Below are 19,369 nucleotides of genomic sequence, written 5' to 3'. Positions count from 1 at the left end.
ATAAATCAAATGTTACTTATAAAAATTTTGCCCGAATGGTAATGAAAACCCCCAATTCTGACAAGGTTAATTACCCGGGGCTAACCCCCTCAAGCCTTGGAGTATAGGGGGTCTACGGATGTGGCAAGTTGTCACAACGCAATTCTTTGATAAATCGCAGGCATAAAAAAACGCCCGCTTCCGTGAGGAATCGGGCGTTCTTTTTTGAACGTGGAAGCGGAATTAACGCTTCGAGTACTGCGGACGCTTACGCGCTTTACGCAGACCCACTTTCTTACGTTCAACTTCACGGGCGTCGCGGGTAACGAAGCCAGCTTTGCGCAGAGCGCTACGCAGGGTTTCGTCGTAGTCCATCAGAGCGCGAGTGATGCCGTGGCGGATTGCGCCAGCCTGACCACTTACACCACCGCCGATCACGGTGACGTAGATGTCGAATTTCTCGACAGTCTCGGTCAGCTCCAGCGGCTGACGAACTACCATGCGGGCAGTTTCGCGGCCGAAGAAGTTATCCAGCGAACGGTTGTTGATGGAGATGTTACCAGTACCCGGACGCAGGAAAACGCGTGCGGTTGCGGTCTTGCGACGGCCAGTGCCGTAATTTTGAGTCGCCGACATAATGTACTATTCCGTTAAAACTTCAGTTCTTGGGGCTGCTGAGCAGTATGAGGGTGTGCAGCGCCCGCATAGACTTTCAGCTTACGGTACATGTCGCGACCCAGCGGGTTTTTAGGCAGCATGCCTTTAACCGCGGTCTCGATCACGCGCTCAGGGGCTTTGGCGATCAGTTTTTCAAAGTTGATCGACTTGATGCCGCCCGGGAAACCGGAGTGGGAGTAGTACATTTTGTCAGTGGTTTTAGCGCCGGTAACACGGATCTGCTCGGCGTTGATGACGACGATGTAGTCGCCGGTGTCAACGTGAGGAGTGTACTCAGGCTTGTGCTTGCCACGCAGACGGCTCGCGATTTCGGTGGCCAGACGACCCAGGGTCTGACCAGCAGCGTCGACGACAAACCAGTCGCGCTTTACTGTTTCCGGTTTAGCAGTAAAAGTTTTCATTCTTTATAGCCTCAGGGGCCGCCTGTAAATTAGACGGCGGATCTTACTGAATAGTGCGTACTTTGACAAGTCAAAGGCAGCCGGATACAGACGCTTTCGGGGGCTCGGGTCGGCGCGTCCGTTCAACGGCAAGATTCTTCGGCGGCGGCGCATCACTTCCACTGCAGAAAGAGGTCGGCAATTATGCAGATTGCGAAAAATTTTTCAACCTGCTTTTATGATTGTTTTGCCCAAGGAGCACCCGATGGACTATCGCCAGCTAGGCCGTACCGACCTGAACGTGAGTGCAATCTGCCTCGGCACCATGACCTGGGGCGAGCAAAACACTGAAGCTGAAGCCTTCGCCCAGATCGAACGGGCCAAAGAGGCCGGGATCAATTTCCTCGACACCGCCGAGATGTACCCGGTGCCGCCGAAAGCCGAAACCTACGCCACCACCGAGCGTTACATCGGCAATTACTTCAAAAGCCGCGGCGACCGTGCCGACTGGATTCTCGCCAGCAAGATCGCCGGTCCCGGCAACACCATCGATTACATCCGCGACAAGAACCTGCGCCACAACCGCCAGCACATCACCGAAGCGCTGGACGCCAGCCTCAAGCGCCTGCAGACCGATTACATCGACCTGTACCAGTTGCACTGGCCGGAGCGCAGCACCAACTTTTTCGGACAGCTGGGCTACAAGCACAAGGTCGAAGCCAACCTCACCCCGCTCGAAGACACCCTCGAAGCCCTCGATGAACAAGTGAAGGCCGGCAAGATCCGCCATATCGGTCTGTCCAACGAGACGCCGTGGGGCACCATGCGTTTTCTCGCCCTGGCTGAAGCCCGTGGCTGGCCCCGGGCGGTGTCGATCCAGAACCCGTACAACCTGCTCAACCGCAGCTTTGAAATCGGACTGGCGGAAATCGCCATCCGTGAACAATGCGGCCTGCTCGCCTATTCACCACTGGCGTTCGGCTTCCTGTCGGGCAAGTACGAAGGCGGAGCCCGCCCACCGAAAGGCCGCCTGAGCCTCTACAGCCGCTTCAGCCGCTATTTCAACGCGCAATCGGAAGCGGCATGCAGCCGTTATGTCGCGCTGGCCCGTGAACACGGCCTGGATCCGGCGCAAATGGCTCTGGCGTTTGTTACGCAGCAACCGTTCGTGACCAGCAACATCATTGGCGCGACAACGCTGGAACAGCTGGACAGCAACATTGCCAGTTTTGACCTGAAGCTTTCCGATGAAGTGCTGGCCGGGATCGAGGCGATTCACAAGGATCATCCGAATCCTGCCCCCTGATTGATCCATAAAACCGATCGCGAGCAGGCTCACTCCTACATTTGGAATGCGCTCCCCTGTAGGAGTGAGCCTGCTCGCGAAGAGGCCAGTCAGATCACCTCAACAGCGGAACGCGGAGCGTCCCCGGCGGCATTCCTGTGCTGCGCGTGGGAACGATCATCAAAGCGACCGCGCAATAATCTCCTTCATGATTTCATTGGTGCCGGCATAAATTCGCTGCACCCGTGCGTCCGCCCACGCCCGGGCCACCGGGTATTCCCACATGAAGCCGTAGCCGCCATGCAGTTGCACGCATTCGTCGAGCACCTTGCATTGCAAGTCTGTACCCCAATATTTGGCCATCGCCGCCGTCGGCACGTCGAGTTTGCCTTGCAGATGCAGTTCCAGGCAGCGGTCGACGAAGACCCGGCCGATCTGAATCTCTGTAGCCATCTCGGCCAATTTGAATCGGGTGTTCTGAAAGTCGGCAATCGCCTTGCCGAACGCCTTGCGATCACGGGTGTAATCCAGCGTCCATTGCAACGCCGCTTCCGCCGAGGCCAACCCGCCGATGGCCACCGTCAGGCGCTCTTGCGGTAATTCCTGCATCAGGTAGGCAAACCCGGCTCCCGCCTGCCCCAACAGGTTTTCCTTCGGCACGCGCACGTCCTGAAAGAATAATTCCGACGTGTCCTGCGCCTTCATTCCGACTTTCTCCAGGCGTTTGCCCTTCTCGAAGCCGGGCGTATTCGCCTCCACCAGAAACAGGCTGGTGCCCTTGGCGCCGGCCTTCGGGTCGGTCTTGGCCACCACGATCACCAAGTCGGCGAGAAAGCCGTTGGTGATAAAAGTTTTCGAACCGTTGATCACGTACTCGTCACCGTCCAGCACCGCCGTGGTTTTCACCCCTTGCAAGTCGGATCCGGCGCCCGGCTCGGTCATGGCAATGGCGGTGACCATCTCCCCGGAAACCAGTTTCGGCAGGTATTTGTGCTTCAGCGCCTCGCTGCCGTAATGCAGGATGTACGGCGCGACGATATCCGAGTGCAGCGAAAAACCGATACCGGTCAAGCCCAGGCGACCGACCTCTTCAATCACCACGGTGCTGTACAGGAAATCCGCGCCCAGCCCGCCGTACTCCTCCGGCAAATGCGAGCAGAGCATCCCCGCCTCCCCCGCCTTGTTCCAGAGCTGGCGATCGATATGCCCCTGCTTTTCCCATTGCCCGTGGAACGGCACCGCCTCTTTTTCGAGGAATGTTCGTACGCTGTCGCGAAACAATTCGTGCTCGGGGCTGAACAAGGTTCTGGGGATCATGCGGCACCTGTCTTTCTTGTTGAAGGAATACGACCTTCAGAGACTAAGCCTGGCTTGTGCTACAGGACACTGGACACATCCGACAAAAAATAAGACGATCCAGCCGTCTGGTGACCACTTTCCCTTATAAAAACAAAACAAAAAGTTGAATTATGTCCAAGCAAGTCTCCCCGCCCCTGCGGCGCGTCAGCATCCTGGCCATTGACCGGGTATTCGCTTACACCCTCATGCAAGCCAAGGATTTTTTCCATGTGGCCAGCCTGCGTTATGGCAAGCAACTGGGCCATGGCCTGACACCGGCATTCGAAACGCGCCTGGTCAGTCCCGATGGCAAACCGGTGAAAAGCTTCAGCGATGTGATCATGCCGGTCGATGGCGGCCTGGAAAACGCCGATGTGATCATCCTCCCGGCGTTCTGGGACGATTTCGATACGCTGTGCGCCCGTTACCCCCAAGTCCTGCCGTGGCTGCGCGAACAACACGCGCGCGGCGCGGTGCTATGCGGCGAAGCGACCGGAGTGTTCTGGCTGGCCGAGGCCGGGTTGCTCAACGGTAAGGAAGCCACCACCTACTGGCGCTTCTTCAACGCCTTCGCCGAACGCTTCCCCAAGGTGTACCTGAATCAGGACAAGCACCTCACCGATGCCGACAATCTTTACTGCGCGGGCGGCACCACCTCGGCCTGCGACCTGTACATTTATCTGATCGAACGCTTCTGCGGCTCGAACGTGGCGCAAGCCGTGGCCCGCGACATCCTTTACGAAGTGCAGCGCAGCTATTCGCCGGGCCGCATCGGTTTCGGCGGGCAGAAACTGCACCAGGACGTGATCATCCTGCAGATCCAGCACTGGCTCGAAGAGCATTTCGCCGACAAATTCCGCTTCGAAGACGTCGCCCGCGAGCATGGCATGAGCATCCGCAACTTTATGCGCCGCTTCCAGACCGCCACCGGTGACAAGCCACTGCACTACCTGCAACGACTGCGCATCGAGACGGCCAAGGGTTTGTTGTCCGGCACGCGCAAGAGCATCAAGACCATCAGTTATGAAGTCGGTTACGACGATGCGAGCTTCTTTGCGCGGCTGTTCCGCCAGCACACTGAACTGTCGCCGAACCAGTATCGGCAGCAGTTTCAGCAGGCTGCCTAGTTTCGAACTACACAGAGATCCCCTGTGGGAGCGGGCTTGCTCGCGAAGGCAGTGCATCAGTCGAATTCAACACTGAATGACACACCGCTTTCGCGAGCAAGCTCGCTCCCACAGGGTTTTGAGGTGAATTCAAAATATAAAAAAGTGCCTGCAATCGCAGGCCTTTTTTATTTGTCGAATCTGTTTAAGGCTTGTGCGCCCGAGACAGAAACTCGTGCGATTGCATCTCCAGCAAACGGCTCAGCGTGCGCTGGAACTCGAAGTTCAGGCGTCCGCCGGTGTACAGATCCTTCAGCTCGACTTCAGCGGAAATGATCAGCTTGACGTTGCGATCGTAGAACTCGTCGACCATGTTGATGAAGCGACGGGCGATGTCGTCGGTGGTGACGCTCATCTGCTCGACGCCGCTGAGCAGCACGGCGTGGAAGATCTTGCCCAGCTCGATGTAGTCGTTCTGGCTGCGTGGACCGTCGCACAATTCGCGGAAGTCGAACCAGGCCACGTCATCGCAGGTGCGCAACGCGCGAATTTCGCGGTTTTCGATGATCAGCACGTCATTCTCGACGGCAGCGGTGCACTCCGGCGTCAGCGCGCGGAAGCTCTTGCGCAGGCTTTCGTGAGCGGCTTCGTCGAGCGGATAGTGGAACAGCTCCGCTTGCTCGAGGTGACGCAGACGGTAGTCGACGCCGCTGTCGACGTTGACGATCTCGGTGTTCTGCTTGATCAGCGCGATGGCCGGCAAGAAGCGCGCGCGTTGCAGGCCATCCTTGTACAGACCGTCCGGGACGATGTTCGAAGTCGCGACGAGGGTCACGCCGTTCTTGAACAGCTCTTCCATCAGCGTGCCGAGGATCATCGCGTCGGTGATGTCGGAGACAAAGAATTCATCGAAGCAGATCACCCGCGACTCGGCGGCAAAACGCTTGGCGATGATGGTCAGCGGGTTTTTCTCGCCGCCGAGGGTTTTCATCTCTTCGTGCACACGCTTCATGAAACGGTGGAAGTGGGTGCGAGTCTTTTCCTTGAACGGCAGCGCTTCGAAGAAGGTGTCGACCAGGTAAGTCTTGCCGCGACCGACGCCGCCCCAGAAATACAGGCCCTTGACCGGCGCCTGATCTTTTTTGCCGAACAGCTTGCTCAGCAGGCCCGGCTTGTTCTGGTCGGCGGCGATCAAGTCGTCGTAAAGACGCTGCAAGTGACGCACAGCCGTTTCCTGCGCGGCGTCATGGAAGAAATCCGGGCGTTTCAGATCAGCTTGATATCGTTCTAGGGGCGTCATAATTCGTTAGCAAGGCAACAAAAACGGGCCGTCACTGTAGCGACGGCCTGTGGGAATGGCAATCGGCCCTTGGTCGGGTCGTGCCGCCGTTTAGTCCTGAGCCGGGGTCAGGGCGATGCGCAGCGCCTCGATGGCGGCGTCACGCGCGTCAGCGTCGGCGAAAACCGGGCTGTCGCCGATGCACTCGCCTTCCAGCCAGACACTGAAATTCAGGCCTTCGCTGCGTACGTCCAAAGGTTGCCCGGATTGCAGTTGCTTGGTCGCCTGCCCGGCAGTTTTGCCGTCGGCGAAGTTGCGCGACAGGAGCAGTTGCTCGCCATCGGCCGCCAGCAGACGGAAACGGAAGCTGCCATCGTCTTCACGGAAGCTGACGAAACGCGCGGCTTTCGCGGCTTTCTTTTTGGTGGTCGCGGCGACCTGCACCTGATTGACGAAAGATCGCAGGCCAACGGCTTCGCGCAGTTCGTTGAGGAACGGCGTCGCCACCGCGCGGGCCTTTTTCGCACCGTGTTGCAGGATATCTTCCAGATCCGCCGGACGCTCGATCAACTGGTGATACTTCTCGCGAGCCTCGCCCAATTGGTTATCGAGCAACTGGAACAGGCGATTCTTTGCCTCGCCCCAGCCCAGACCGCCGAGCAGTTCGCTGCGGAACTCGTCGGACTGCGCCGCAGTGGCGAAGGCCTGGAACAGAGTGAACAGGTGCGAGTTATCCGGATCTTTCGCTTCGCCCGGGGCCTTGGAATCGGTGACGATCCGCGAGATCGCGTCCTTCATCTCCTTTGCCCTGGAGAACAACGGGATGGTGTTGTCGTAGCTCTTGGACATCTTGCGACCGTCAAGGCCCGGCAAGGTCGCCACGCTTTCCTCGATCAGCGCTTCAGGCATGGTGAAGAACTCCTTGCCCTGGCCGAACAGATGGTTGAAGCGCTGGCCAATGTCACGCGCCATCTCGACGTGCTGAATCTGATCGCGACCAACCGGCACCTTGTGCGCGTTGAACATCAGAATGTCCGCCGCCATCAACACCGGGTAGCTGTAGAGGCCCATGGTGATACCGGCATCCGGGTCTTCACCGGTTTCAACGTTCTTGTCCACCGAGGCCTTGTAGGCATGCGCACGGTTGAGCAGGCCCTTGGCGGCAACGCAGGTCAGCAGCCAGGTCAACTCGGGGATTTCCGGGATATCCGACTGGCGGTAGAAGGTCACGCGATCGACATCGAGGCCACCGGCCAGCCAGGTCGCGGCGATTTCCAGACGCGAGCGCTGGATGCGCAGCGGGTCATCGCATTTGATCAGGGCGTGGTAGTCGGCCAGGAAGTAGAACGAGTCGGCATTGCTGTCGCGGCTGGCGAGAATCGCCGGGCGGATGGCGCCGGCGTAGTTGCCCAAATGCGGCGTGCCGGTGGTGGTGATGCCGGTGAGAATGCGGGTACGGTTGGTCATGGGTAATCGCTTGTCAGACTGCAATCAATTCGAGAGACGCGGCAGCAGAAGATCCTTGAGATCAGTCAGCTTGCCGTGAAAAAAGTGTCCGCATTCTGCCACTTTCAGCAGCTCATGGGGGCGCTGGAGTTTTTCCGACCAGTCATAGACCAACTGCGGATCGATGACTTCGTCGGTTTCCGGCTGGATCACCGTCAACTCGCCGTGCTGCGGCAGCTGATCCTGCTCGCCCAGTCGCATCACCGCCGGGGCGACCATGAACAAGTGCTCAAGCTGCACGCCTTGCGCTTCGAGACGGCCGCCGAGACTTGCTGCAACAAATCCGCCGAAGGAAAAACCGAACAGGGTCAGCGGCAAGTCCGGGTGTTTTTCCCGCAGCCAGGCAGCGGCGGCCTGGGCGTCGTCGACTTCACCGCTGCCCATGTCGTGCGTACCTTCGCTGGCGCCGACGCCGCGATAGTTGAAGCGCAAGGTGATCAGGCCTGCATCACGCGCGGTGCGCTGAAGGGTCGAGACGACCTTGTTGAGCATGGTGCCGCCTTGCACCGGGTTCGGATGGCAGATCAGCGCGATGCCGCGTGGCTGCTCAGTCTCCAGGTACAAAGCCTCGATTTGCCCGACTGGGCCGTCAATTACTACAGGGGTTTCACGCATCAGCAAGGGAGGAACTCCGTGACCTCGAATCGGGTCGACTCGTCTAGCAAATTGTCTGTGCCAATCTATTGCGAGTGAATCGCGGTATACAGCGCAGGTTCGAGCCGTTAACGTAAAGCAAAGCCGTTTATAGAGGAAGGACTCGTGGAACACTCGCTCTTAGTTTGGTTGTTACCGACTCTTGCCCTGGTTGTGGGTGTCGCCATTGGATTCCTGATCGCGCGCGTTGCGCCGAACGCCGCACCGAGCCGTACGCAGCGTCAACTGGATGATATCCAGGAGCGTTTCGACAGTTATCAAAACGAGGTGGTCACCCACTTCAACAGCACGGCGATGCTGGTCAAGAAGCTGACCCAGAGTTATCAGGAAGTGCAGGATCATCTCGCCGAGGGCGCCAACCGTCTGGCCCTGGACGAGCAGACCCGCCAGCGCCTGATCGCCGCACTGCACGCCGACGCCGCGCAGGCACCGCGTGAACGCCTGACGCCACCGCGTGATCAGGAACCGCCGCGTGATTATGCGCCGAAGAGCCCGAACTCACCGGGCATGCTCGATGAGCATTACGGTTTGAAGAAGTAGTCAGCCTTCGCTGATAAAAAAGCCCCCGGACAAATGTGTTGTCAGGGGGCTTTTTTGTGCCTGGTTCTTCGGTGCCTGTCAGGCCCTCATCGCGAGCAGGCTCACTCCTACAGTTTGAAATGCGTTCCCCTGTAGGAGTGAGCCTGCTCGCGATAGGCCGGCAGCGACACCACAAAAAAAATGCCCGATCACAAGACCGGGCATTTCTTCATTCAGACAATCGCTTACGGATACTGCTGAACCGTACCCGGCTGTTGCTGTTGACCACCATATTGCTGGCCCGGAATCGCCTTCAGATTGACCTCGACCCGGCGGTTCTGCGCGCGGCCATTGACGTCACTGTTGCTGGCAATCGGATTATCCGGACCGGCACCACGGGCCGACAGGTTGGCACCGCTGACGCCTTGCGAGGTCAGGTAGGTCGCCACGCTCTGCGCCCGACGCTGAGACAGATCCATGTTGTGCTGGCGGCTGCCGGTGCTGTCGGTGTAGCCGACGATTTCGATCTGGTTCTGGTTGAACTCTTTCAGCGAGTTGGCCAGGTTGTTCAGCGGCTGGTAGAAGCTCGGGGCAATGTTCGCCGAATCGGTGGCGAAGGTGATGTTGCCCGGCATGATCAGCTTGATCTGATCGCCCTGACGCTGCACTTCAACACCGGTGTTGGCCATGCTCGCGCGCAGCTTCTTTTCCTGCTGGTCGGCGTAATAGCCGTAACCGGCAGCGGAGGCACCGACGACAGCCGCACCGATCAGGGCGCCCTTGCCACGGTTGTCGTGGCCGATGGCGGCGCCGGCGAGTGCACCGGCCAGCGCACCGAGGCCGCCGTATTTGGCGGTTTTGCTCATGCCTTGCGAGCCACCGTCGGCCTGACCCTGATTGTCATACGGGTTGGGCGAGGCGCAGCCGGACAGCAAGGCCACGGCAGTAGCGACAATAATCAAACGACGCGTGGTGAACATGGAGAGCTCCTGGTTTTTTGCATTCTATGGTGCAGCGGCCACTTGGCTAATGGACCTGCGCGGGCGTTGGATCATGACAATGCGCAAAAATTCCGCGCGACACTCGTGACGAAATTTTTAAGCCCGCACAAACGGGTTTTCGCGCATCTCGTCACCCAGACGCGTATCGGGACCATGCCCGGTCACGACCGTTGCGTCCTCGTCCAGCGTGTACAGGCGCTGCTTGATCGAACGCACAATGGTGGCTTGATCGCCGCCCCACAAATCCGTGCGCCCTACCCCGCGACGAAATAGCGTGTCGCCGGCTATCAACAGCTTAGCCTCGGAAAACCAAAAGCTCATGGAACCGGGCGTATGTCCCGGCGTGTGAATTGCCACGCCGCAACCGCAGGCCAGCTCTTCATCGTCGCTCAGCCAGCGGTCCGGCGCTGGCACCGGGGTGTATGGCACGCCGAACATCTGGCATTGCATCTCGAGGTTGTCCCAGAGGAACTGGTCGTCCTTGTGCAAATGCAGGGTTGCGCCGGTTTTTTCTTTCATCTGCCCGGAAGCGAGGAAGTGATCCAGATGCGCATGCGTGTGGATGATGCTGACGACCTTCAGACCATGGGCATCGAGGCGCGCCATGATCAGATCGGGGTTGCCGCCTGGGTCGACGACAATGGCTTTCTTTGTGATCGGGTCGCCGATGATGGTGCAGTTGCATTGCAGGGGGCCAACGGGGAAGGTTTCGCGGATAAGCGCAAGAGTGGTGCCGGACATGAATATCCTCGACAAACGGCGAATGGCAGGTGCTCACGATTCTACTGCAAAGGTCGATAAAAGCTGTTCAGGTCAGATATTTGGCGCCATCGATCAGAAAATGATGGCCAAATGATGTCAAATTATTCAGCGCTGGTGCAAAATCGCATTTTTTGTAGCGGTCGCACACAGGAAGGGCCGCAGCGCACTCAGGAAAATCCTATGCCTTCGCCGAGTACTTATTCCCCCAGCATGCCTTCATCACTGACTGGCGTCGCAATCGTCGACAGTCTGCTTTCAGGCACTTATTGGTTGGGTTCCAACTGGAGCCAGTTTGGGCCAACCAATCTGAGCTATAGCTTTATGGCGCCGAATACTTCGTATTTCGTTACCAACTATAGCCCTGATAATGAATACAACGCGCTATACGCTCTGACACAGGGCCAACAGAGCTCGGTGATTCAGGCTCTGGGAGCGTGGAGTGCCGTCGCCAACATCAACTTCACATTGACCAGCGATACCTTGACCAATGTGGGTGACCTGCGCTTCGGTGGTTACCGCTTGATGGACGACAAGACGGCCGCATGGGCTTATTTCCCGGCGAACTCACCGGTGGCCGGCGACGTTTGGATCGGCCCGCAAACCAATGACCCGAATCCGTCGAAGGGGTCCTACGACTACCTGACGTTTGTGCATGAAATCGGTCATGCGCTGGGCCTCAAGCATCCTTTCGATACCAGCAAAACCAACAGCACCTTGCTTGAACCGACACTGGACGATGTCCATTACACGGTTATGAGCTACAACAGTAACTATTCCTACCAGCCAACGACGCCAATGGTGCTCGACATCCTGGCGATCCAGAGCCTGTATGGCGCCAACATGGCTTGGCAGACGGGCGACAACGTTTACAAATGGGACGCCGACCAGTCAATTTTTGAAACGATCTGGGATGCCGGCGGCAACGACACGATCGATGCCAGCAACCAGCTCACCTCGGTTGGCATCAACCTCAACGAAAGCGCCTACAGCTCGATAGGCAAGGCTTTTTCCAACTACAACACCGGCTTTCTGGTCAATGATGGCCTGTCGATTGCGTTTGGCGCCAAGATAGAAAATGCCATCGGGTCCAACTTCGACGACATACTGATCGGCAACGCCCTGGACAACGTTCTCAATGGTGCCGGCGGCATGGACGCCATGGTCGGCGGCGCGGGCAATGACACGTACGTTCTCGATAATGCAAGTGAACTTGCATGGATTGGCGAACGCGTCAATGAAGGCCGCGACTTGCTGACGATTACCTACGCCGCCGGCGCGCAGAGCAACGTCGTTGATTTGAACATGGACACGCTGGTCAATGTGGAAAGCGTGCGGGTCACCGGCACCGGTGCTTTTGCCCTGCTGGGTAATGCACAGGACAACAAGCTGTTCGGTAACACCGGCAATGACTGGATTGATGGTGGCCTGGGCGCCGACACACTCACCGGCGGCACGGGCGATGACACTTACGTGGTTGAAAACTACGGTGACGTCGTTGTCGAGCTCGCCGGCGAAGGCCGCGACAAACTCGTGACCTCCCTCAGTTACGCACTCGGCGCTAACATTGAAGACGGGCAACTGCAGGGTAACGCTGCGCTTGATCTGAGCGGCAACGACCTCGACAACGTGCTGACCGGGAATGCTGGCAACAACGTCCTCAACGGTGGTGGCGGCCTCGACACCATGATCGGTGGCGCAGGCAACGATACCTACAACCTGGATCAGGTAGCCGAACTGGCGCTCCTGCAAGAGAACAACGAACCGGGCCGCGATTTGTTGATGATCAACTACGCAGCAGGGCCCTCGACCAATACCGTCGACCTGAACCAGGCCAACCTGGTCAACGTGGAAAGTGTCCGGATTAACGGTGAGGGAGCGTTTGCCCTGCTCGGTAACGCCCTCGACAACAAAATTTTTGGCAATGCCGGCAATGACTGGATCGATGGCGGCGGTGGTGTCGATACCCTCACCGGTGGCGCTGGCGATGACACCTACGTAGTCGACAACTACGGCGACATCATCGTCGAGCTCGCTGGTGAGGGCCGCGACAAGATTATCGCCTCGATCAACTACGCCCTGGGTGCCAATATTGAAGACGGCCAACTGACGGGAGACGCCGCGCTCAACCTGACCGGCAATGGTCTCAATAACGTACTGACCGGTAATGCCGGCAACAACATCCTCAACGGCGGTGGCGGCATCGACACCATGATCGGGGGCGCCGGCAACGACACTTACAACCTGGATCTGGCGGCTGAGCTGGCGCTCGTGCAAGAAGACAGCGACACGGGCCGCGACCTGCTGAACATCTATTACGACGCGACACAGAACAGCGTGGTCGATCTGAACCAAAGCAACCTGCTGAACGTGGAGAGCGTGCGGGTCAACAGCACCGGGGCCTTCAGCCTGCTCGGCAATGCTCTGGACAACAAACTGTTCGGCAACGCGCAAGCCAACGTTCTGGATGGCGGCGCCGGAACGGACACCCTCACCGGCGGCGCAGGCGATGATACATACGTGGTCGACAACGCCGGTGACATCGTCGTTGAACTGGCGGGCGACGGCCGCGACCTGGTCAGAACGTCGGTCAGCTATATCCTGGGCGCCAACCTGGAGGACGGCCAACTGCTGGGCAGCACTGCCATCAACCTGACCGGCAACGAACAGAACAACGTTCTGACCGGTAATGAGGCCAATAACATCCTCAGCGGCGGCGCAGGTAACGACACCCTCAGCGGTGGTGCCGGCATCGACACCCTGATCGGTGGCAGTGGTAACGACACGTACATTCTCGACCAGGCTCAGGAGCTTGCACTGATTCAGGAAGCGGACGAGACAGGCCGGGACCTGCTGGACATCCAGTACAACGCCTCACAGAACGACTTGATTGATCTGTCCCAGGCCAACCTGCAAAACGTCGAGAGCGTGCGCCTCAACGGTGCCGGTGCGTTTACCGTGACCGGCAACGCCCTGGCTAACAAATTGTTTGGCAATGCCGATGCCAATACGCTGGACGGTGGCGCAGGGATCGACACGCTGACAGGCGGTGCGGGTGACGACTCCTACGTCATTGACAATGTCGGCGACGTCATCGTCGAACTGGCGGACGAAGGTCGTGACCAGGTCAAATCGTGGATCAGCTACACCTTGGGTGCCAACCTGGAAGATGCTCAATTGCTGGGCAGCTCAGCACTCAACCTGACCGGTAACGAACTGGACAACGTGTTGATCGGCAACGACGGCAACAACATCCTCAACGGCGGCGCTGGCGTCGATACCATGCAGGGTGGCGCAGGCAACGATACCTATATCGTCGATGAGTCCTTCGAGCTGTCGCGGATAACGGAAACGGCGGACGGCGGGCGAGATTTGTTGGTTGTCAATTTCTCGACTGACCGGCAGGGCGGGTTCATCAGCCTTGGCATGTCCGGGCTGGTAAATGTGGAAAGCGTTCGAATCGACGGTGCAGGTGCCTTCACGATCTGGGGTAACGCCCTGGACAACAAACTGTTTGGCAATGCCGACAACAACGCGATAAGCGGCGGGGACGGTAACGACTTGCTCGATGGCGGTGGCGGTGCGGACTCAATGAGCGGCGGCGATGGTGATGACATCTATGTGGTCGATAATGCCAACGACACCGTCAGCGAAAACCCATGGGGTGGTCACGACCTGGTCAAGACTTCCGTGAGTTACACACTTGCCGATAACGTCGAAGACGGCTTGTTGCAGGGCAATGCAGCAATCAACCTGACCGGTAACGAACTCAATAACGTGCTGACGGGGAATGACGGCAACAACGTGCTTGACGGTGGCACCGGCATCGACACGATGATCGGTGGCGCCGGCAACGACACCTACAATCTGGATAATGCGGCCGAGTTGGCAGGGATACAGGAAGGTAATGACCCAGGCCGCGACTTGCTCAATATTCAGTACGATGCCTTTGGGAACAACGTAGTCGATCTGAACTTGAGCAATTTGCTCAACGTGGAAAGCGTACGACTCTTCGGCACTGGCGCCTTCAACGTGCTCGGCAACGACCAGAGCAACAAGCTGTTCGGCAATGGCGGTGCAAACCAACTGAGTGGCGGCGCAGGCAACGACCAGCTAGATGGTGGTGCTGGCAATGACGTCCTGCTGGGCGGCGGGGGCAAGGACACACTGATCGGTGGCACCGGCAGTGACCAGTTTGTTTTCAGCGCCTTGAACGAGACGGGAATTGGCATTGCAAGCGACGTCATCAATGACTTCAACCGCTTGGAGGGCGACAAGATCGACTTGAGAATGTTTGATGCCAACCTGCTGCAGAGCGGCGTCAATAGCTTCTCTTTCATCGGTTCTGCTGATTTCACGGGTGCAGGTCAATTGCGCTTCGTCGACCATGTCCTGTCGGGCAATGTCACGGGCAACGCCGGGGCAGACTTCGAAATCCAGTTGGTCGGTGTTAACGCGTTCGGCGCCAGCGATCTGGTGGCCTGACTTCGCAGCAGCGACACGCGGCCTGCCGGGCAGGCCGTATCTGACAAAAAAGCCCCGCTTGTTCGGAGCTTTTTTGTCGGGTTTTTTGGCTAATTCAGAACGCCCATTGCCTTGGCTCGTGCCACCGCCTGAGTACGCCGCTCGACGCCAAGTTTGCTGTTGATGTGACTGGCATGGGTTTTCACCGTGTGCAGCGAAATGAACAACTGCTCACTGATTTCCTGATTCGAACACCCTTGGGCGATAAGCCGCAGTACCGCTAATTCACGGCTGCTCAGTTGTTCTGCTGCCGAACATTCCGCTGCCGCACGGGCGGCAGCAAGCGGGATGCGCTCAAGTAGTTGCAGGCCGACGGGCGCCGAAGCGATGGACGCCAATTGCCCACGCAACCAATCGGCATGCGTGTTGATCAACGCGTCAAAAGGCTGCAGCACGCCTCCGCTCGCAGCTTCCAGGGCCTGGTTCAATGCCCGGCGCGCCTCCGGTTCACGCCCACCCGCCAGCAACAACGCGACTTTCTGCGTCAGCGCCATCACACTGAGCAACTGCCGCCCGGTCTGTTGACCGTTTTCATGCAATACGTTCAGCCGTCCTTCGGCGAGCATCGGTTGCCCCTGAATCATATCCAGCAGCGCTTGTTGCAGTTCCACATGCAAGGGTAGCTGTGGATGGAACTCCGGCGGTGCGGCGGCACGTTCGCCGGTATAGGTCTGCCCCAGCCGAGCGAGCCACGCTTCGGCGAGATCGGTACGCCCCTGCGCCAGCCACAGCTCACATTTGACCAGAGTGATCATCGCCAGATAGTAGATCGGTGGCACGTCCCAGATGTGCATCAGCCGCTCGGCTTCGGCGAGCTCGGCAAAAGCCTTGGCGAACTCGCCGCTGGCACCGTCGAGGCGGGCGATGACGCAGTGCCCGATCAATACGCTGATATCTCGACAGGCGCGCGCCTCAGCGATTCCAGCCAGCAGTCGCACGCGCGCGGCCTGGGGCTGCAAGCGCATCGCCAACAGAAAGCCTTCGTACAGCGTCAGGCGCGCGCGCACTGCGTACAATCGCTGCGGCGACAGATCGCGCAAGCGCTCCAGCCCCTGATGCACTTCATCCATCGCTCGCAGAATCTCGCCACGCGACTGCAAAACCCGCGCGCGGTCGTAATGCGCCAGTGCCTCGAACAACGGATTGCCGACCCGCTGTGCCAGTTCAAGAGATTCGCGATTGAGTCCCCGGGCGCGCCACAGATCACCGTCGGCAATCGCCAGATTGGATAACGTCGACAAACACATCAGTCGTTGGCCATAACGCTTGGCCGGCAGGCTTTCCAGCGCTTCGGTGCAATATCGCAGCGTCAGCTCGCGGTGGCCGCGCCCGCGAGCGATGATCCCGCTCAGCGCCAGCCATTGCGCCAGCATCGATTTCTGCGCCGTGGCCGAAGGCGCCGGAAGGAAGCGGCTCAAGTGGCTGGACAACTCTTCGGCAGCATCGAGCTGGCACGCCAGCCCCAGCGCCCAACTGTAGAGCACGATCAGCCGTGGCGTGCTGATAAGCAGGCTGTCGGGCAAGTCCATTTTCCAGCGCAGCAGCATGCCGACGTTCTGCTCGGCGAGCAGTTGTTCCTCGGACAGGTTCTGCACCAGATTCGCCGCCACATCGAGGTGCCCGGCGCGCAGTGCCTGCTCCACGGCTTCGTCGAGCAAACCCTGCGCGTTGAACCAGCGACAGGCACGCAAATGCAGAGTGGCGGTAGGCACCATCGCCTGCGCGATCGGCCGGCTGCGCAACAGATCCGAGAACAGATGATGGTAGCGATACCAGTGACCGTGCTCGTCCAGTGGCACCAGAAACACTTGATGGGCCAGCAGAAAGCGCAGGATCTCGGCGCTGTCATGGGCTTCGCGCACCGCGTCACAGAGTTCGCTGCAAAAGCGTTCCTGCGGTGCGGTTTCGTAGAGAAACGATTGCACTTCGACGGGCAGGCAATCGATGACTTCCTCGAGCAGATAATCGCGTATCAGCCCTTCCCCGCCATTCAGCGCTTGCGGCAGCGCGGCATCGTTGCCCGCCTCGGACACCGCCAGCAACCAGAAGCGCAGCCCGGCGACCCAGCCTTCGCTGCGCTGGATCAGGTTCTCCAATGCTTCACCGCGCAGTGAGCTGCTGTGGCGGTCAAGCAAGGTCAGGGCTTCGTCGTGGGTCAGGCGTAAATCCTGTTCGTGCAGTTCGAGCAACTGGCGCGACAGGCGCAAACGCGCCAGATGCCAGTCCGGGCGCTGCCGGCTGGTGACCATGACCAGCAAGCCATCGGGCAAATGATTGAGGAAAAATTGCAGGCAACGATCAAGCACCGGGCCTTGGGCAAGGTGGTAATCGTCGAGGACCAGCAGCAACGGCGCGGCAGGATCGAGTTGCAGCGCCAACTCATCCAGCAGACCGTCCAGCCACTCTTCGAAAGCAAACGGCTGATGGCGCTGACGCATTTTCAACAGGCCGAGGGCGCCGGCGCCCAGGGCTGGAAAATAGTCCTGAAGACCTTCGAGCAAGCGCTCGAGAAAACGCCCGGGATCACTGTCACGCGGACTCAGGCCCAGCCAGAGGCTTTGCCATTGCGCCGGCAGACTCTGACAGAACTCCACCGCCAGCGAACTCTTGCCGAACCCGGCCGGGGCACTGACCAGCAACAGCCGACCACCGAGCCCGGCTTGAAGGCGTTCGCACAGACGCGGCCGCAGCACATAGCCGTCAGGCAGTGGCGGGCGAAAAAAACGCCCGTCCAGTGCGGCGACGGTAATGCTTGCAGGACCCGGAAGCGGGGACAGATCAGTCATGGCCGGCTCTTGTTTGAATGCTATTGGCGGCGTTGCAGATGTCCGCAGACTAGCCTTAAACGCAGAGGGAATGAAGGTCGCTGCTACAAATGGCTACAAAAAGGCTACAAGAGATGTGCACAGGTCAGCGCAAAACCGCACGCAAAAAAACGCCCCGAACCAGTCGGGGCGTTTCGCGAGGGTGCGGCCTCGGGTTTATCGCGGTTTAGCGAACACCGTCCTGACGCAGAGCGGCCGGAGTGAAATCGCCGGTGGTGGCGGTGAAGCCAAAGTCATACGCACTCTTCTCTTCGTTCTTCATGCCCAGTGCCAGATAGCGGCCGGACTGCAAGTCATAGAGAGTTTCGAGGGCGTACCACGGCACTTGCTTGTCGTAGTAGTTCTCGGCATGCGCCTCGGCCACGCGCCACAGTTGACCACGACCGTCGTAGTGGTCGATCACTGCCGCTTGCCAGGTGTCTTCATCGATGTAGAAATCACGCTTGGCGTAGATGTGGCGCTGACCTTCCTTCAGCGTCGCCGTCACGTGCCAGACGCGGCGCAACTCGTAACGCGCCAGATCCTGGTTGATGTGGCCGGCCTTGATGATGTCGGCGTATTTCAGTTTCGGATCGTCGAGTTTGTAGCTGTCGGAGGCGATGTACATCTCTTTCTTGCCTACGAGTTTCCAGTCGTAACGATCCGGCGCACCGTTGTACATGTCGAGGTTGTCCGAGGTACGCAGGCCGTCGGCAGCAGTACCCGGGCCGTCATACGACACTTGCGGTGCGCGGCGCACACGGCGCTGACCGGCGTTGTAGACCCACGCCGAACGTGGCTCTTTGACCTGATCGAGGGTTTCGTGCACCAGCAGTACACCGCCGGCCAGACGCGCCGGTGCGGTCACTTTCTGCTTGAAGTAGAACAGGATGTTGCCCGGGTTCGCCGGGTCGTAGTCCTTCATCTTGTCGCGGAACACGAACTGATCCTGGAAGTACACCAGGCTGTACGAGCCGTTCGGCTGTGGCGTGGCCTGGGTCACCAGACGAGTCACGCTGCCACCGCGATAGCGGGTGATGTGGTTCCAGATCACTTCCACGCCGGTTTTCGGAATCGGGAACGGCACGGCAGTGTCGAAGTTTTCCAGACCGTTGCCGCCGGACACCAGATTGGTGGTCGTGGCGTTCTTCTTGATGGCGGCGAACACCGCATCCGGCACGGTGGCACCGCGATGGGACGGATAGACCGGCATCTTGAAGGTTTCCGGGTAGCGCTTGAACATCGCGTACTGACCCGGGGCAAGTTTGTCTTTGTACTTGTCGACGTCCTTGGCGGTGATGGTGAACAGCGGTTGCTCACTGGCGTAAGGGTTGGACAGGAAGCCCTTGCTGTCGACGCTGCCGGCGTTCTTCGCCATCGGTTTCCAGGCTGGAATCGAACCGTCAGCGTTGCCGGCCATTTCCGCGCCCATTGGCGTCAGGCTTTTGCCCAGCTTGTCGGCTTCGGCAGCAGGTACCGCGGCCATGACGCCGGTCGCCAGCAGCGACAGGCCCAATACACCGGCGTGGAACAGGCTCTTTGTTATTTTCATATGTG

At 58.9% G+C, this 19,369-nt stretch carries 14 protein-coding genes and 1 pseudogene; 5 read left to right on the top strand and 10 right to left on the bottom strand.

The annotated features are described in order from the left end of the window. Positions 1 to 222 precede the first annotated feature (222 nt). Together rpsI and rplM are read right to left on the bottom strand one after the other, a co-directional pair. Positions 223 to 615: a 30S ribosomal protein S9 gene (rpsI, locus tag HU765_RS08930; RefSeq protein ID WP_003228056.1), complete on the bottom strand. Its 393-nt coding sequence runs from the start codon at positions 613 to 615 to the stop codon at positions 223 to 225. Positions 616 to 629: 14 nt separating this feature from the next. Then, positions 630 to 1,058: a 50S ribosomal protein L13 gene (rplM, locus tag HU765_RS08925; RefSeq protein WP_007917032.1), complete on the bottom strand. Its 429-nt coding sequence runs from the start codon at positions 1,056 to 1,058 to the stop codon at positions 630 to 632. Positions 1,059 to 1,302: 244 nt separating this feature from the next. Between rplM and HU765_RS08920 the strand changes: the two genes are divergently transcribed. Further along, positions 1,303 to 2,343 carry an NADP(H)-dependent aldo-keto reductase gene (locus tag HU765_RS08920; RefSeq protein ID WP_186619806.1) on the top strand — a complete coding sequence of 347 codons (1,041 nt, stop codon included), beginning with the start codon at positions 1,303 to 1,305 and terminating at the stop codon, positions 2,341 to 2,343. A 159-nt stretch (positions 2,344 to 2,502) separates the two neighbouring features. Here HU765_RS08920 and HU765_RS08915 read toward each other — a convergent pair whose 3' ends face one another. Further along, complete coding sequence (locus HU765_RS08915) at positions 2,503 to 3,639, bottom strand: acyl-CoA dehydrogenase family protein (RefSeq protein ID WP_186548984.1); 1,137 nt, start codon at positions 3,637 to 3,639, stop codon at positions 2,503 to 2,505. Positions 3,640 to 3,890: 251 nt separating this feature from the next. On the opposite strand from HU765_RS08915, the gene HU765_RS08910 reads away from it, so the two are divergent. Further along, the gene (locus tag HU765_RS08910) at positions 3,891 to 4,787 is read left to right on the top strand and encodes a GlxA family transcriptional regulator (RefSeq protein ID WP_186549152.1); all 897 of its coding nucleotides are present in this window, start codon (positions 3,891 to 3,893) and stop codon (positions 4,785 to 4,787) included. A 24-nt stretch (positions 4,788 to 4,811) separates the two neighbouring features. Then, positions 4,812 to 4,901, top strand: a pseudogene (locus HU765_RS27080) (metal ABC transporter ATP-binding protein); the annotation flags it as partial. Positions 4,902 to 4,971: 70 nt separating this feature from the next. Here HU765_RS27080 and zapE read toward each other — a convergent pair. The 3 genes from zapE to HU765_RS08895 all read right to left on the bottom strand — a co-directional run bounded on the left by zapE (position 4,972) and on the right by HU765_RS08895 (position 8,166). After that, complete coding sequence (zapE, locus tag HU765_RS08905; protein ID WP_186548982.1) at positions 4,972 to 6,066, bottom strand: cell division protein ZapE; 1,095 nt, start codon at positions 6,064 to 6,066, stop codon at positions 4,972 to 4,974. A gap of 90 nt (positions 6,067 to 6,156) precedes the next feature. Further along, a complete protein-coding gene (locus tag HU765_RS08900) occupies positions 6,157 to 7,512 on the bottom strand; it encodes a tryptophan--tRNA ligase (protein WP_186619805.1) in 1,356 nt (451 codons plus the stop codon). Between the two features lie 24 nt (positions 7,513 to 7,536). Further along, complete coding sequence (locus HU765_RS08895; RefSeq protein ID WP_186619893.1) at positions 7,537 to 8,166, bottom strand: alpha/beta fold hydrolase; 630 nt, start codon at positions 8,164 to 8,166, stop codon at positions 7,537 to 7,539. A 144-nt stretch (positions 8,167 to 8,310) separates the two neighbouring features. On the opposite strand from HU765_RS08895, the gene HU765_RS08890 reads away from it, so the two are divergent. Continuing rightward, positions 8,311 to 8,745 carry a DUF1043 family protein gene (locus tag HU765_RS08890; protein ID WP_016773251.1) on the top strand — a complete coding sequence of 145 codons (435 nt, stop codon included), beginning with the start codon at positions 8,311 to 8,313 and terminating at the stop codon, positions 8,743 to 8,745. A gap of 224 nt (positions 8,746 to 8,969) precedes the next feature. On the opposite strand, the gene HU765_RS08885 is transcribed toward HU765_RS08890, so the two are convergent. Together HU765_RS08885 and HU765_RS08880 are read right to left on the bottom strand one after the other, a co-directional pair. Then, positions 8,970 to 9,704, bottom strand: coding sequence for an OmpA family protein (locus HU765_RS08885; RefSeq protein WP_186619804.1), 735 nt, complete (start codon positions 9,702 to 9,704; stop codon positions 8,970 to 8,972). A gap of 117 nt (positions 9,705 to 9,821) precedes the next feature. Beyond that, positions 9,822 to 10,466, bottom strand: coding sequence for an MBL fold metallo-hydrolase (locus HU765_RS08880; RefSeq protein ID WP_186619803.1), 645 nt, complete (start codon positions 10,464 to 10,466; stop codon positions 9,822 to 9,824). Positions 10,467 to 10,667: 201 nt separating this feature from the next. Between HU765_RS08880 and HU765_RS08875 the strand changes: the two genes are divergently transcribed. After that, a complete protein-coding gene (locus HU765_RS08875) occupies positions 10,668 to 14,969 on the top strand; it encodes a M10 family metallopeptidase (protein WP_186619802.1) in 4,302 nt (1,433 codons plus the stop codon). Between the two features lie 89 nt (positions 14,970 to 15,058). Here the strand turns inward: HU765_RS08875 and HU765_RS08870 are convergent, their stop codons facing one another. Both HU765_RS08870 and HU765_RS08865 read right to left on the bottom strand, forming a co-directional pair. After that, the gene (locus HU765_RS08870) at positions 15,059 to 17,794 is read right to left on the bottom strand and encodes a LuxR C-terminal-related transcriptional regulator (RefSeq protein WP_186619801.1); all 2,736 of its coding nucleotides are present in this window, start codon (positions 17,792 to 17,794) and stop codon (positions 15,059 to 15,061) included. A 205-nt stretch (positions 17,795 to 17,999) separates the two neighbouring features. Then, the gene (locus HU765_RS08865) at positions 18,000 to 19,364 is read right to left on the bottom strand and encodes a DUF1329 domain-containing protein (protein ID WP_186619800.1); all 1,365 of its coding nucleotides are present in this window, start codon (positions 19,362 to 19,364) and stop codon (positions 18,000 to 18,002) included. Between the last annotated feature and the right edge of the window lie 5 nt (positions 19,365 to 19,369).

Origin of the sequence: Pseudomonas sp. SWRI81 (assembly GCF_014268545.1) — a bacterium.
Lineage (GTDB): Bacteria > Pseudomonadota > Gammaproteobacteria > Pseudomonadales > Pseudomonadaceae > Aquipseudomonas > Aquipseudomonas hamedanensis.
This window is presented reverse-complemented; position numbering and strand designations above follow the sequence as displayed.